Origin of the sequence: Veronia pacifica, assembly GCF_001707825.1 — a bacterium.
In the GTDB taxonomy this organism is placed as follows: domain Bacteria; phylum Pseudomonadota; class Gammaproteobacteria; order Enterobacterales; family Vibrionaceae; genus Veronia; species Veronia pacifica.
The window spans coordinates 29,701-43,278 of the sequence record NZ_LYBM01000019.1; the positions used below are offsets into that span (position 1 = coordinate 29,701).

Here is a 13,578-nt window from a genome sequence, read left to right on the forward strand (position 1 = left end):
CTCTCTTATCTGAGTTCAGTTTATATAGGATAATACGTTTGAAGCTAGACTTAGAGATTTTCAAACCACGGGGGAGGTTAGCCAGCCATATTCAGGCAATCTGGTCGGTTTCCGTGCATCCTGATACACCGCAAACCGTGCGTAGACAATTACTCAGTGACGCCGGTACAGGAGTGACGTTCATTTTGAAAAATGATGTGCAGATGGACGGCGAGTGGCAGGTACCGGGCGTTCACCTAATGCCCGTCAGCACGCTGGCCCATCAGTTCAGCCTGCCGCCTGGCACAGTAATGGCGGGTGTGCGTTTTCATCCGGCAGTCGGTTATCAGTTGTTCGGTAAACGCTTAGAGCAGTCGATGCGGATTGTGGACGATCATCCTCTTGCCTGTTCAGCGTTGCCGACATTTGCATTTCTACAAGCAGCACGTTCGCCGTCGGCGAGAATTTCGACGCTATACCGCTGGACCCAAGCTCTGATCGCAGAATGTGACCCTCGGGATGTCGGTCATATTATTCACCCGCAGACAGGGGCGATCAGTCAACGCCAGAGAGAGCGTAAATTCCAAAAATGGCTGGGGATCACGCCCAAACATTACCAGCGTATCGCACGGGTGAAACAGACTTTAGAGCAGCTTCGAGTACAACCAGATATGTCTTTGGCGGATCTGGCACTGGAGCAGGGCTTTGCCGATCAGGCACACATGACGCGTGAATGTAAGCAGATTGCGCGCACTACGCCGAAGCAGTTTGTGCGAAAGAGAAAACCGTAGAAGGATGTTGAATATAAAATCGCCAACTATGCACTGACCGATAACAGCTGGACAACCGTTTACCCTAACTGACAATGTGGTGTAGATGTTTTAGATATAGCAGCGTATCTATGTGATCGCTGCCAATAGCTGGTGTTATGAGAGAGTGAAATTCCGGGATGGGGTTCGCGAAGCTGAGGAAAACCAGCAGGACATTGATTATGAATCCATACACCAGATTTGACCATAGCTCGGTAAAGTAATCATACCGTGCTCAGTGGTTGAAGTTGATACGCTATCTGGATGATGGGCATTTGTTTATCGATGATAGCCGTCTCGAGTGGGAGATTAAATCGCTGGTTATTGGAAGAAAAAAAGGCTATTCCCCAACACCCCGAACGGTGCGCAAGCCGGTGATCTTCTATATGGCACCATCGCAACAGTAAAAGCGAATTTAACCTGACAGAAACATAGAGTTTCTAGAAGGAACAGCGACTCAATTATTTTGAATCGCTGAGTTCCACGTGTTTATCTGTTTACGCAAGCTTGAAATTACACCAGAAAGAAATCTTCAACTGTCTGGTCTGGTCTCATTTTTACGAGCATAAAGCCACCGCCGTCTACGGGGATTCTGAGAATCTCCTCACCAGTGACTTGTTGGTTAGGTGCTTGTTCGAAATTGAGGCCATCATCTCTTGAACTATCGAAATGAGATACGCCGGGTCCTTTGAGCACATTGGTCGTTGTTTGAGCGTTACCTGTGTCAGGGGCGTAACCCCGCAAATCAATTTTGTTAAACTTGTCGGCGTCAGCCTGATTTAACTGTGTCACATCGAACAAAATAGGCTTAGAAAGTGGGCCTGACACTTCGACAATATCACCGCCGTTCCTTATCGTCACCTCTGTTGGTCGTTGAATATTATTCAGAGATACGATACTTGGATGCTGAGCACTCGTGGCTACAACCCTTGGTGTGAAAGGATTATCTATGTGCCCGACCGTTGTCGAGGCCAAATGGTTGTCTTTATTATTTTCTGTAGGATTTACCTGAAAAGTAAGCACTCGATCCTCGCCTTGTCTTGTTCCCCCGAAGGACTTGTGTTTGATTGTGACGGTGCCTGTTTCTAGGAGTGTTTTTCTCTGACTTTCTGTCAACCTTTTGTATTCAAACTCTTCTCCATTCTGGTCCATCAGAGATTTCTCATTTGAATATATGTCTGACCTTCTTGGTTGTAATCCCTCTATCAGAACTACGTTATGCGTTCCGCTCATTTCAGTTATGATGAAATCTTTCTCCGTCTCTATTTGCGCAGGCTCGCCATTAATAGCCAAGTCTAACGCTGCCTCTCGGAATGGGAGTTGTGGTTGGTTGCCCCAATTCGTAAGGGTACCAACTTGCCATGCTCCACCGCGTCGTACCCTGTGTATCGAAACATTTTGTTCTATTTGGTCAGCACCGTTTTCTAAATCGACAGCAAGAGGAACAATATCTGTGTCGATTTCATTAGAGCCGTCGGCCTGAGTTCGTGAGGAAAGTACACCCGTTGTTGCCGAATAACCGTAACCTGGTGAGTTATTCCAGTAATTTGTATCATGTGCGTCGCCGAAAGGACGAGTCGGGTGAGCATTTAACATTTGATCCACTTGGGGATCGTTTGCAATAACGACTCTGGGTGAGACGCGATATTTTTTCGCAACTTCGTTAGCTTTTTGTTCTAACGTATCTTCCTTATTTTTCTTTTGCTCTGCTTCATAACTATGTGAGTAGGTTTCGCCGGCGAATGCTCGTTTTGCAGAGTTCAATCGAAACCGATTTAATTCATTATCAATAGCCCCATCGCCTGCCATGATTGACAGCCCCAACGCTGCGACAGGCGCAGCAAGATAACCAGCTCCTGTCGAAATTAATCCGAGTGTCGTTGCTGCTGTCGTTGCACCTACAGCACCGGCTGCAAGAGATCCTACTGCTGCTACTCCCGAAACAGTGAAAAGTGTACCGCTAGTAATTGAGACTGCACCAGTTGTAATTTGCCCGTTTTTGACGCTTTCTACGCCTGCCCAGATACTAAGTGGGCCAGTCAGAAGGCCAGTTAATTGTCCTGCTGTAGAAAAGGACCTTGTAAGTAACTGCGCCGTACTAGCGTGTTGGGTTGCTCTGGCGATTGTTTTAGCGGCAACAGAGATTGTTAATCCTGTCTGAACGGCGGCACCAGCGACATTCGATGCGAGAGAGACGGCTCTTTGGGGAACGACATTTCCATTCTCATCATATAAGTTTTTAGCATCATCTACTGCACCTACAATATTTCCTATGGCGTTAGTTACAGAGTTTGCTAAGGTTGCAATTTTTGCCGCATTCTGCACCTTGGTTCTTACTTTGTAGAAATCGCTGTTCGGTTTGTGGTCTTGTTTTATCTTTTCTGTTTTTTCGATATATCTTAGCTGTTGATCTTGATCTAGTTCCTTAGAAAGAAATTCTCTCTCAAGTTTAAAAATCTTTTGATTTCTCTCAGTTTGATCACTAGTATTTTCAGTTATTTCAGCTCTCTTACCAGCTAAAATCTTCCGTTTATCATCGCTTAGCTTTTGTTCAAACTCACGGTTTATTACAACTTGCTCAGCTTCTTGACGAGTCTTCATATGAAGATCAAAATCTTCTTTATTTTCTGCTACTCTTACATTTTCAAATATATCTTTTTGTCGTTTCTGTGCTTGTTTTTCGCCTAAGAACTCTTCGTATAAATCAGATGTTAATTTTTCGATTTCGATTGCTTGTTCCTTAGTAAGATCTATACCACTAGGGTTTTTATTTTTAAATTGATCTTTAAGAGCTTGTACTTGTTTATTTTTATTTAATAGCTGAGTAGAGGTCAATTTTTTATCATAAGCGTTGTTAATTTCCTCGACAGTTTTTAGGTTTTTTATAAGGGTTATCTATAAAGGGGTTTATTTTTCTTTTGTCTTTGGGTATGTATTTCTGTTCTGCATCGAACGCCTTTTTTTTCAACTCCCATTCTTTTTCTTGTGCAGCTCTTCTTAAGTCTATTTCAGCCGAAACACTGCGAAGCGTTTCTCCTACGAAAGTGAATCCAGCAGACACCTTGGCTGCATCGGACGACTCAGGATCAACCAATGCGGCTATGAAGTTCATCGCTGCAGCGCCAGCCTCACCTGTTCGCCAAGCCTCACTCCTGACAAGTTTTCTTGCAAGTTGAAGCTTATCTCTCTGATCTCCGTCAAGTTGTGCTCTAGCAAGCTTATTTTCCTGTTCTAATGCATCTATTTTATCTCTAATTAATTTCGGTGTTTCTATGCGCTTTATAGTTTTATCTGATTTTTCGTTTAATTCTTTAGAAACCTTTGTAAAATTTTCTTCTTCAGATTCTATCTTTTTATTAAGTTGATCTCTTAATTCTTTTAATCTCGCGTTATGTTTTCTGAGGGCTTCTGAATCGTTCGTACTTTTTAGAAGTTTGGCTTCTTCTATGCTAACTGCACTTTGATGGATTTTCTTATGTCTTTCTATTTTTTCGTCTACTTGATTCCTTAGACTTCTTAATGCATATTGACGGTTATTCTTTTCATTGGTGACTTTATCTTTGACATCTTGTAAATCTTTGTAAGCTCTATCTTCACTTTCCCAGGTGTCTCTATTTTCCAAATTGGAAATCTTTGCTTTGTTATTTTTGATAAGTTTTTCTGCTTTTTTAAAAAATTCCTCATGAAAATAATTCAAATCGGTTTGGATTTTATTAGCGCTTTTAGCTACAACAGGAGCACTTGCAATGGTTTTAAGGACGGCTTTGACATCATCAATTACCTTGTTTTCTTTCCTGGTATCAAATAATGCATGTTCAATTCTTTTAAGAGCTTTAAACATTTGACCAGGCAATTTACTTACCTGATCATTATCGAGAATTGCTTGAGATAATATATCATCTTCAGGTTCAGGCTTACTTTTTCCTTGTCCCGATGCAGGAGCGGCTCTTGCTGAACGAGATAACTGGTTAGCTTTATCAGGTTTTCTATTAGAAGATTCTATACTCTGTGCTTGCTTGTTAGTATCTTTTGGCTCTATACTTTTTTTATTTGATTGGCTTTCTTGTGTAAGATTTTTTAATTTGCTAAGAGATTTCTCAGATTGATCATTATTATTTTTATGCTGTTTTTTTATTTTCTCTGCGACACTATCTGTATGTTGATCTTGTTTTAGTAATTTTAATTTGTTGTGAGCAATTGAGCGTTTATCCTTTCCTTCTCTCTCCTTATTATTATTATTATTTCCTACATTATCATCATTATCACTTTTATCATTATAGTTTTGTCTATTTGTGGCTTTTATATCTAATCTTACATCACTCATAATTCATACCCTCGACTAACTGACGTTGTTATATCTGTATTAATTTGAATATGACTTAGAGTATTAACTTAGAACAATCACCGTTTAATGTAAATAAAGATATTATTTAAAAATTTATTATTCTTTTTGTTCATAAAGTTCACATACTTATTTTTGATTAACATTTATTATCACTAATATAAATTAAAGCTAGTTTAATTTTACATGTTAGTTTATTTTATAATTAGGAGTTTATCCTTTAAATTATTTCTAATAAATAATTATCTGTTTTTTGATAATGTAAATTATTAGAGGTTTTAGGGAAGTCTATATAGTAAACATAACAACTTATATTAGTTGATTGTTGTCATTTTACCCGCTCTTTTTTAATCGACCCACTCATCGGTACTGTACTGAGCCCTTTTTTTGTCAGGGGCGATCATAGTCGTAACGTTTTCACCGAACCTATTTACCATTTCAAAATTAATCCAATTCACTTGCCCACAGCCTAAATGTATCGCTTGGCGATTCCTAGCTACATCAGAATACCCGATGCAGATTTAGATGGGCCTACTGTATAGTTATTTAAATTAGAAAAGCTAATTGGTTCTCATTATCTAAAAAGTGACAATGTCGGTTAAAACATTTTCCGAAACTCGCTTAAAGAATCGCCGGACTATTTACATAGACTATGCCATTAATCCTAAAGTATATCTGGCATTTCCTGTTCAGGCAGAGAGGCTTTGATAGTCGCGCTGAAATTTAGGTGATCGGCAGTGATCGTTTACTCATTCAGACGATATTGACGGTTAGTTTTCTCCCCTTGTCATCAGTTAACAATATCGATGTTTAGCTGATCTTGTTTGAATGTCGATATTAGGGATCATCGTTATCAACGAACACGCCAGCTTTACTTGTCATCAGTAAAAGGTTGCTTTTTCTCTGGGTAGGCGTAGCTGCATACTTTACTAGTGGACAGGCCAATATTAGAGAAGGCATTTATCAATGCTATAGCGACTTGTACGCCATCAACAACGGGCAAACCTAATTCACTCTGTAACCTCTTTTGCCAGTGACTCATGCCAGCACAACCTAAAACGAGTACTTCACCGAAAGAGGATGCGAGTGCACGTCGAGCCTTCCTAACTATTAAGTCATAAGCATCAGGCTCTGTATCCAGACTGAGGACTGGTATATTCGAGGCAATCACGCCTGAACAATGACTTTGGAGTCCATATAACATGACATTTCGTTCGATAATAGAAACGGAACGCTGAAGCGTTGTCATAACAACAAAGGAACTACCAAGGTAAGTCGCCACTTTCATTGATGCTTCACCAATACCAATCACGGGTCTGGCAGTAATTTCGCGAGCGGCATCCACGCCAGTGTCGTCGAAACAGGCGATAACGTAGCCTTCTGCTGGGTTGTCCCTTTCATCTCGCTGTTTAATCAGTTTTGTCAGATAGTATGCTGCCCGCACACCATCTTCAAATCCTTCGATACTGAGCGGTGCGTCCTTACAATAGTGAAACCGTAATCGTTGAGTAGTGACACCAGTATTATTTAGGCTATCCGCCAGTTGCTGTGTCATGGATGAAGATCCGTTTGGGTTGATAATGTCAATCATGGTCGGCTCCGTTAATGAATGGCTTCTGATTGCGTTTTTGAACGCAACGAACGAACGGCGACTGCTGCAAGAATGATCATTAACAACGAAAAAAAGGTGGTTAATGTTCCCAGTGCATACAACACTGGCGTAGTGACATTGGTGGTCATTGCAAATAATTCGAGTGGTAAGGTATTAAAGCTCCCTGACGTCATCAGTGTTCGAGCAAACTCGTCATAGCTCAGTGTAAAACCAAAGAGGCCGACACCGATAAGGCTGGGCATGAGCAGCGGCAAAAGAATGAAGCGGAAAGTCTGCCATTGCGAGGCTCCGAGATCGTCCGATGCCATTTCATAATGTGGGTTGAACCGATTGAATACGGCAAACATGATCAATAAGCCAAATGGTAAGGTCCATGTCATATGTGCGCCAAACCCAGAGCTATACCAGTCAGCGTTCCATCCTAGTCGATCAAACATGAGACCAATACCGAGACTGACCAAGATCGAGGGGATAATAAGACTGGCAAGAGTGACATAAAATACCAACCCGCTTCCGACGAAATGGCGGCGAAACGCGAGACCTGCCATTAATGAGATCACGACAGTTGATATCATCACGGCTAAGCCCAGTCCTATTGATCTGACCAAGGCCATGCCAAAATCACCTACGGCTTGTTTCTCAAACAGTTGTCCATACCAATGCATTGATATCCCGCGCATGGGAAAGGTCAGCCCGCCTTGTTCTCCTTGAAAAGACAGTATTGCAATGGTTAACGTCGGCCCGTAAAGGAACAACACAAATATGGAGAAAATAGTCGTCATAACAATAAATGTTCGGTGCTTTATTTTCATGTCAGACTTCCTTTCTGATATCAACCAAGCGGAGCAAAATGACCAACATGGTGATAACGGTTACCAGTAATACGACGGCCCCAGCTGCAGCTGCAGGATATTGAAGCAGAGAGATTTCGTTATAGATCAGGATGGCGATGTTCGCTTTTATTCCGCCGCCCATGACTTTGACAGTGATAAAGTCGCCCATCACGAGAGTGAAAATAAAGATACTGCCAATGATGATGCCGGATTTGCACAGTGGAATGATGATATCAGTCAAAATACGAACACTATTCGACCCTGCATCAATGGCTGCTTCAATCTGACTGCGATCGATACGCATCATGCAGTTAAAAATAGGGACGACCATAAACATGGTGTAGAGATGAACATACGCTAGAACGATGGCGAAATCGCTGTATAGCAACCATTCCAATGGAGCGTCTACGATACCAGCAGACTGAAGTCCTGAGTTAATAAGCCCGTTTCTGCCCAAGAGTGGGATCCAAGAAATCATTCTGATGATGTTGGATGTTAAGAATGGAATTGTGCAAACGAGGAATAGGATCGTTTGCATATTGTTACTTTTCACAAAAAAAGCCAGATAATAAGCGACAAAAAAAGCCAATGGTCAGCGTAAGTAGCCAAGTAATGAAGGCATATTTCAGAGTTTGGAGATACGCCTGCCAAGTGACGTGAGAGGTGAGAAGATATTGATAATTCTCAAGGATAAAGTCGGGAATAATTGAGAATTCGTTGTAATCCCAAAAGCTGACAACCACGATAACCAGAATAGGAAAAACCAAAAAAGCCATTAATACACTAACGAGAGGAGCTGCTTGCCAGTAACTATTATTCTCTGTAGTTCTCACTGATTGCATAGTTCAACCTCAAAATATACAGGCTGGCTAGCCAGCCTGTGAATGGTGATTTATGAAACGATAAATTCATTCCACTTGCGAATCATGTATTTGTTTTCATCCATCACAGAATTCCAGCAAGCAACACTGCCCATCCGATCCCAGTAAGAGCCGCCATCCCTAACTGCACCGGCCTTCTCCATCAGCTGCCCGGTCGGGCTCAGGATGTCGGATGAGGCCGGTTTGCCATCGATCCAGAATCCCCACTCGTCATTTGTCATGAAGGCTTTCGATGTCTCTGGTGCGGCACTGTAATAGCCCTGACGGTTGAGATATGCTCCCACCCAGCCTGACAGGTACCAGTCCAGGTACTCATAGGCGGCATCGAGCTCAAGGCCAGAAAGATGAGATGCCAGGCCGAGTCCGCCTCCCCACGCGCGGTAGCCTTCTTTGAGGGGCTGATAAACACAAGGAATACCGCGGCTGCGAACAGCAGCCACAGCGGGCGACCACATGCTCTGAATAACGACTTCGCCCGACGCCATCAGGTTGACGGATTCATCGAACGACTTCCAAAATGCACGGAACTGACCCTGTCTCTTGGCGTCGATCAGCACAGCAATTGTTTTATCTATTTCGTCTTTAGACATGTTGCCCTTGTCGGCGTATGAGACTGCTCCCATGGACTCACAGATCATCGCGGCGTCCATGATTCCGATAGAGGGAATGTTCAATATTGATGCTTTACCCTTAAATGCCGGATCCATGATGTCGGACCAATTCTTTATTGGGCGATTGATAAGGTCAGGGCGGATACCGAGCGTGTCAGCATTATAAATAGTGGGTATCAGTGTCATCCAGTCGGTGGGTGACGGGGCGAACGTCGTAGAGTCTTTTCCTTCAACAAAGCCGACGGTATGAGGTGCTGTGCCCTGTGCGATTGGTGAACTGGGTGTCAGCTTTCCATTGATAAACAGTGGTGAGATCTTGTCGAACAGTTTAAGTCTCGTGGTATTTAGGGGCTGCAATACTTTGGATGGGAAGACCTTTTTACAAATCCAGTATTCAATGTCTGCAATGTCATAAGAACGGGGTTGGGTCACCGCTCGTTGCGTTACGCTGTCGGAGTCCAGTGATGTGAGCTGTAAGTTGAAGCCCAAGTCTTTTTTACATTGCTCGGCAATGGCATTGAGATTGGATACACCAGTACCGAACTGACGCAGCGTGATATTTTTGATGTTCTGTGCCCAAATCATCGGGAAGCCAGTGATCATACTGCTACTGACGGCGGCAGCCGTTGCGACAGATGCACCCTTGATAAACTTTCGGCGTGATTTGTTTTTGGGCGCGTCTGTGCTGTTGACATCTGTATCGTTGATATCTGTGCTTGTGTTTGTCGTGTTATCGTCTTTCATATTCCTTTCCTTGGTCGCTAGTGGATGATATTGAAAGGGTTCATGTGATCCCTTCGCCAGTTGAGGTCGACTTTCTGGCCGGATGAGACAAGAAGGGGATTTAGTTTGTGTTCTGGAATAAAGCACATACAGCGCTGTCCATTGCCAATATCTGCTTCAACGAAATAGAACTGGGCCTGAAACTCTACATCGATAATTTCTGCGGGCACCGAGACCGTTTCGTCGCTGTTTTGCCCGTCAGGTAGCGTGATCTCGATATGGTCTGCCCGTATGGAAAAAGGGGAGGAGAAGTCAGAGAGCGCAAGACTTGGATAAATAACATTATGTCCGCCGATAAAGTCTGCGACAAAAGCGGATGCGGGCCTCTCGAAGATGGATTTGGGTGTGCCGCTTTGCTCGATAACACCGTCCTTCATCACCACAGCAATGTCTGCCAGAGCAAAAGCCTCCTCCTGAGAGTGGGTGACATGAATGAAGGTTAGCCCGAGCTGCCGCTGGATTTGTTTGAGTTCTTTTCGCATCTGGATACGAAGAAATGGGTCGAGAGCTGAGAGTGGTTCATCAAGCAAAATGACATCGGGCTGACAGATCAGTGCCCGTGCGAGCGCAATACGCTGTTGTTGGCCACCGGAGAGATGAGCGGGAACTTTATGCTGGTGGTCCTGCATATCCACTGACGCTAGCATATCCAACGCTGCTTTTGTTCTGTCCTCTCGGTTTTTGCCAGCGACTTTGAGCCCATACGCCACGTTTTCCAAACATGTCATGTGTGGAAAAAGCGCATAGTTCTGAAACATCATTGCGGTGCCACGCTGACGTGGTGAAAGGTGGGTCACGTCTTTGCCACTGAGCAAAATCTGACCAGAAGAAACAGACTCATGCCCCGCAATCATCCTCAATGTGGTGCTTTTGCCACAACCACTGGGACCGAGAAGGCAACAGTACTGACCAGCTTCGATTGTCAGGTTAATATCGCTAACGGCAAGACTGCTATCGTACTTTTTTGTTAGGCCTACCAGACTGACATTTCCTTTCATACTTCACTCCTAAGATAGATTGCTAACAATCTTAAGTCGTGTACAGCAGGTAATATGCCAAGTTAATCAATATCACTAATAACAGATGTTTACTCAGTTTTAATGCTTGTTAATAAGGCATGCCTGCTACAAATTAGTGCAAACAATCTCTACTATAGCGCGCATCAAAGGTGATAAAATTTAGTGGTTGGCGGATGAACGAATGTATGCAATTCTTAACCAATGACCAATCTAAGGGATCGCAATGGGAGTTCTTGGTAAATCACATAAAGAGTCAGAGATTAACCGCATCATTGAGGCAGTGAGTCGGGCTATCAGTGATCAGCGCTTGCCACCCGGCACCAGACTGGTAGAAAGTCAGCTGGTTGAGGTTTTTTCAGCTAATCGAAATCATGTCAGGTCTGCGATTCAACGTTTAGCACTTCGCCGCGTTGTGACTGTGTCACAAAATAAAGGGGCTAGTGTTTCAGAGCCAACCTTACAGGAAGCAAAAGACGTGCTCTCTGCGAGAGGACTGATCGAGCGCGGCATCATTGAGAATCTGGTCGGTATTGCGACGAAATCAGACATTGCCAGGATGGAGCAGCACGTACAACAAGAGGAACTGGCAAGAAGTAAAGGTAATCGCAGTGACGTGATAAAACTGTCGGGTGATTTTCATCTCTTGCTTGCCCATTTGAATGGCAATCAGGTACTCACCGATATGCTGAATGACCTTATAATGCGAAGCTCGCTGATTATTGCGTTTTATCAAAGAGGTGGGCAGGTGGTGTGTGGTTGCCACGACCACCACAACATTATTCAGGCAATTGCAGACGGTGACAAATCAAAATCGATCAGGTTGATGGAATCGCATCTTCAAGAGATTGAAGATGACCTCAACATATCGTTCTGGAAGGATCGCACAGTGGATTTGGAGAGTATTTTTCTCCGCTAGTCGCCCGGGTATCGACTTCCAACATCTGAATTAATCCATTTCTCTACTACAACGCAGTTTACAGAGTGATTCTTCATTCTCTGATTGCATCTACCCGCGCTTCTATGATCTCCTATATGACCTGCCGCTCGCGTTATCTTAAAAATCTACAATAGCGCATCTTTATTATCCGAGGCATTAATTACGTTTAAGGTTGTTGTCGGGGAGCAAAAATGTACACCGCCGAGGCGGCGCACATTTTCACTTTTGAGGATTTGGATTAACTTGATACTTTGCTGAAATCGAATTGTGGAACTCGGTTAATACCAAAATCATAGGTTTTCCAGTGTTTAGTGAAGCTTGCCCAGTTACCTGTTACCCATGCATGCATATACTGTGCGTTCATATTCATGATGACCTGTTTGCGACCTGTGTCCCCACCCGGGATGCGCCAAACTGCTGTAGAAACTGGCGTCAGGTTAAATTTTGCCAGATTCGGCACACCGTACACTTTACCTTTTCTCATAAAGCCACCGTCGTAGAACATATTAAATTTGTTATCTTTAGTGCGACTGAATTTGTAATCCCACTTGGCTTGGTTACCACTGGTGTGATTTTGGATATCAAAGTCACTGATGTTTTCGCTGGTCGATTTACTGATGGTGTAAGACGCGCTAAACCCGGGGTTTTCTGACACATCAACTCCCACAGAAACTTCTGAACTGGCGGTGTAGGTCGTGGCGCCATTGACATTGAGCGGCGAGTGGGTTTCAAGGGTCATATTGTTTGAAACGGGTTTCATCGAGAGACTGATGTTGTTGTGGAACATGCCTCGGTCGTAGCTGTTGTCTTTGTAAAGCCCTTTCCCTGATGTCGGGTTAAATCCTGCGCCCATGGTGACAAGACGAAGGTACTTGTTATAGGGATTGTGTGACGCTAAAAGTGTGAATTCTACTGATACGTTGTTATCGAAGGTTTGCACACCATCTATGGAGCGTGAGTCATGGAAAGTGACATACCCTTTGTGTACCTGCTTTTCAGGCAAACTGTTTTCGTTGCTGCTGGTCGTTATCCGACTCTCGATCTGTGGAAAAGCATCATTGAGTGAGGCTCTGACCAACTGATTAGGTAGCCGTTGTTCATCTACCATGTTGTCGCCGAAAAGGGTGTTATCCGCCTCAGTATAGGGTTTATATATCTCGGTTCCGTCTTCGGTGTTCAGGAGATCCTGTGCTTGTGCATTGACCGAGAGGGTATCGTCTCTTGGGTCGTCATTAAAAAACTCTACAATTGGATGACCTTTAAAGTGTCGTACCATGGCATATTTTTGACCCTCAAGCGTAACACCCGTCAGTTCACCAAGCAGTGCGGGGTCGGCATTGATTAACAACAGCACTTCGTTGTTTTTCAATTTGGCAGACAATGCCTTTGCTGATAAGTCATTAAGGCGGTTCGGTACTGTTATCGCGCCGTCATCAAAGTTAATCACAGTCAGACTAGTTGGTTGAATGTGCTGTAAGTTGTCGCCAAAGCTCATCTCACTGGTAAGGGCTGAAACGACAGAGCTCCCGGGTGAAATGGCATAACATTGAGAGAGAACGTTTTCGAGTTCTGGGTCAATGCTGCCGATGACTGATGCCGATGCTTTTTGGTTAACGTTGCAATATTGTGTAATGTCGGCTGCTTGCGCGCCAGTTGTCATGGTCAACAGGGCTAACCCGGTAGCAGCTGCAATCGAAGTTAAACGTGTCATATGCTTTTCCTTCTCATCTATCAATGATATTTGTCAGGCGAACATCCGCTCATTGGGATGT

11 protein-coding genes and 1 pseudogene are annotated in these 13,578 nt (G+C 43.7%); 3 read left to right on the forward strand and 9 right to left on the reverse strand.

From position 1 onward, the window contains the following. Positions 1-38: 38 nt before the first annotated feature. Both A8L45_RS11595 and A8L45_RS24190 read left to right on the forward strand, forming a co-directional pair. Positions 39-770: a helix-turn-helix domain-containing protein gene (locus tag A8L45_RS11595; RefSeq protein ID WP_068902416.1), complete on the forward strand. Its 732-nt coding sequence runs from the start codon at positions 39-41 to the stop codon at positions 768-770. A 254-nt stretch (positions 771-1,024) separates the two neighbouring features. After that, positions 1,025-1,203: pseudogene (locus A8L45_RS24190) on the forward strand (IS66 family transposase); the annotation flags it as partial. Between the two features lie 98 nt (positions 1,204-1,301). On the opposite strand, the gene A8L45_RS11600 reads toward A8L45_RS24190, so the two are convergent. From A8L45_RS11600 to A8L45_RS11630, 8 genes are all read right to left on the reverse strand, one after another. Then, positions 1,302-3,623 carry a hypothetical protein gene (locus A8L45_RS11600; protein WP_068902418.1) on the reverse strand — a complete coding sequence of 774 codons (2,322 nt, stop codon included), beginning with the start codon at positions 3,621-3,623 and terminating at the stop codon, positions 1,302-1,304. Positions 3,624-3,642: 19 nt separating this feature from the next. After that, positions 3,643-5,112 carry a hypothetical protein gene (locus A8L45_RS11605; protein WP_068902420.1) on the reverse strand — a complete coding sequence of 490 codons (1,470 nt, stop codon included), beginning with the start codon at positions 5,110-5,112 and terminating at the stop codon, positions 3,643-3,645. 889 nt (positions 5,113-6,001) lie between these two features. Then, on the reverse strand, positions 6,002-6,721 hold the full coding sequence (locus A8L45_RS11610; protein ID WP_068902422.1) for an aspartate/glutamate racemase family protein: 720 nt from the start codon (positions 6,719-6,721) through the stop codon (positions 6,002-6,004). Positions 6,722-6,732: 11 nt separating this feature from the next. After that, the gene (locus A8L45_RS11615) at positions 6,733-7,554 is read right to left on the reverse strand and encodes an ABC transporter permease (RefSeq protein WP_068902424.1); all 822 of its coding nucleotides are present in this window, start codon (positions 7,552-7,554) and stop codon (positions 6,733-6,735) included. A gap of 1 nt (position 7,555) precedes the next feature. Further along, the gene (locus tag A8L45_RS11620; protein ID WP_245680706.1) at positions 7,556-8,113 is read right to left on the reverse strand and encodes an ABC transporter permease; all 558 of its coding nucleotides are present in this window, start codon (positions 8,111-8,113) and stop codon (positions 7,556-7,558) included. Between the two features lie 4 nt (positions 8,114-8,117). Beyond that, positions 8,118-8,417 carry a hypothetical protein gene (locus A8L45_RS25020; RefSeq protein WP_217492154.1) on the reverse strand — a complete coding sequence of 100 codons (300 nt, stop codon included), beginning with the start codon at positions 8,415-8,417 and terminating at the stop codon, positions 8,118-8,120. 50 nt (positions 8,418-8,467) lie between these two features. Further along, complete coding sequence (locus A8L45_RS11625) at positions 8,468-9,811, reverse strand: ABC transporter substrate-binding protein (RefSeq protein WP_083228310.1); 1,344 nt, start codon at positions 9,809-9,811, stop codon at positions 8,468-8,470. A gap of 17 nt (positions 9,812-9,828) precedes the next feature. Continuing rightward, positions 9,829-10,848 carry an ABC transporter ATP-binding protein gene (locus A8L45_RS11630; RefSeq protein ID WP_068902427.1) on the reverse strand — a complete coding sequence of 340 codons (1,020 nt, stop codon included), beginning with the start codon at positions 10,846-10,848 and terminating at the stop codon, positions 9,829-9,831. A gap of 244 nt (positions 10,849-11,092) precedes the next feature. On the opposite strand from A8L45_RS11630, the gene A8L45_RS11635 reads away from it, so the two are divergent. Beyond that, on the forward strand, positions 11,093-11,785 hold the full coding sequence (locus A8L45_RS11635) for a GntR family transcriptional regulator (protein ID WP_068902428.1): 693 nt from the start codon (positions 11,093-11,095) through the stop codon (positions 11,783-11,785). 259 nt (positions 11,786-12,044) lie between these two features. On the opposite strand, the gene A8L45_RS11640 is transcribed toward A8L45_RS11635, so the two are convergent. Beyond that, positions 12,045-13,517, reverse strand: coding sequence for a hypothetical protein (locus A8L45_RS11640; RefSeq protein WP_068902429.1), 1,473 nt, complete (start codon positions 13,515-13,517; stop codon positions 12,045-12,047). Positions 13,518-13,578: the final 61 nt, after the last annotated feature.

What these genes read in the sequence shown, in the direction of transcription:
- A8L45_RS11620 (WP_245680706.1), bottom strand. Translation starts at nt 8,113, where the DNA reads ATGCAAACGATCCTATTCCTCGTTTGCACAATTCCATTCTTAACATCC.
- A8L45_RS11610 (WP_068902422.1), bottom strand. Translation starts at nt 6,721, where the DNA reads ATGATTGACATTATCAACCCAAACGGATCTTCATCCATGACACAGCAA.
- A8L45_RS11605 (WP_068902420.1), bottom strand. Translation starts at nt 5,112, where the DNA reads ATGAGTGATGTAAGATTAGATATAAAAGCCACAAATAGACAAAACTAT.
- A8L45_RS11615 (WP_068902424.1), bottom strand. Translation starts at nt 7,554, where the DNA reads ATGAAAATAAAGCACCGAACATTTATTGTTATGACGACTATTTTCTCC.
- A8L45_RS11640 (WP_068902429.1), bottom strand. Translation starts at nt 13,517, where the DNA reads ATGACACGTTTAACTTCGATTGCAGCTGCTACCGGGTTAGCCCTGTTG.
- A8L45_RS11635 (WP_068902428.1), top strand. Translation starts at nt 11,093, where the DNA reads ATGGGAGTTCTTGGTAAATCACATAAAGAGTCAGAGATTAACCGCATC.
- A8L45_RS25020 (WP_217492154.1), bottom strand. Translation starts at nt 8,417, where the DNA reads ATGCAATCAGTGAGAACTACAGAGAATAATAGTTACTGGCAAGCAGCT.
- A8L45_RS11625 (WP_083228310.1), bottom strand. Translation starts at nt 9,811, where the DNA reads ATGAAAGACGATAACACGACAAACACAAGCACAGATATCAACGATACA.
- A8L45_RS11630 (WP_068902427.1), bottom strand. Translation starts at nt 10,848, where the DNA reads ATGAAAGGAAATGTCAGTCTGGTAGGCCTAACAAAAAAGTACGATAGC.